This window comes from Thorsellia kenyensis, from assembly GCF_042432445.1.
GTDB classification, from domain to species: Bacteria; Pseudomonadota; Gammaproteobacteria; order Enterobacterales; family Thorselliaceae; genus Thorsellia; species Thorsellia kenyensis.
On sequence record NZ_JBHLXE010000057.1, the window covers coordinates 1 to 964 of the forward strand.

1 protein-coding gene is annotated in these 964 nt (G+C 43.8%); it reads right to left on the minus strand.

The annotated features are described in order from the left end of the window. Positions 1-964 (minus strand): Ig-like domain-containing protein (locus ACFFIT_RS13395; protein WP_385876650.1); only part of this gene is annotated, 964 nt, incomplete at both ends.

The following is a 964-nucleotide window of genomic DNA, read 5'->3' on the forward strand; positions in this document are numbered from 1 at the left end:
TAGGGTATTTCCTAAGCTACCTTTGAACAGTAAGGTGTTGTCTTTGGTTTTGAAGTCACCTTGTACGCCTGTGTCATCGGTAATCGTGTCGAAGGTGATGCTGTTTTGTTTGACATAACTTCTATCAATTTCTAACACTTGGGTATCTTGCGCGCCACCATTACCTGCTTTATCGAACACTTGCGCAATCAAGTTATATGTACCATTCGGGAATGGTCCGATATTGACTGTCCAATTCGTGCTGTCTGTAAAGGTCACTGTGTACCATGTCTTACCATTATCGATAGAGACTTTCACTAGGTCATTACCAATAGCAGAAGACACTTTACCTGTCACATCAAACTTATCTGCCGCTGTTTTGTAATCACCCGGGATGCCTGTATCTGGCGTGACTCCGGTAATATCAACCGTCTTAGTGATGGTCGGTGCAGTTGTATCAACGATAACTAACTGCTCAGCTGAAGCGCCTTCATTCCACGCCGCATCCACTATGCGTACTTTAACGTCATAGTTACCTTGATCGAAATAACGGTTACTGTTTTCATAGAACCACTCAGTGCCATTGATGACTGTCGCATATTCCCAACTTTGGCCGCCATTGAAGCTTATCAATACTTTCTCACCTTGCGCTAAGCTTCTGTCAAAGTGACCATCAAAACGTAAGGTATTTGAGTTAGTCACAAAGTCATCCGCTATGCCCGTGTCTGGCGTAATTGAATCAATATAGATTTGATTCGATTTGCTCGGTGCTAGGGTATCTACTGTCACAACTTGACTGTCTGTGCTACCAGGGCTGCCAACTGAGTTAACAATACGAACATCAACGGTATGGTTACCCTCTGTCAATACTCGGCTTTCAAATCCTCTGTATGTCCAGGTGTTGCCACTGATGTCTGATGCCGGCACTTTAATCCAATTTTCGCCATCAATACGGATTTCAATGCTCTCACCTACACCTAATGGA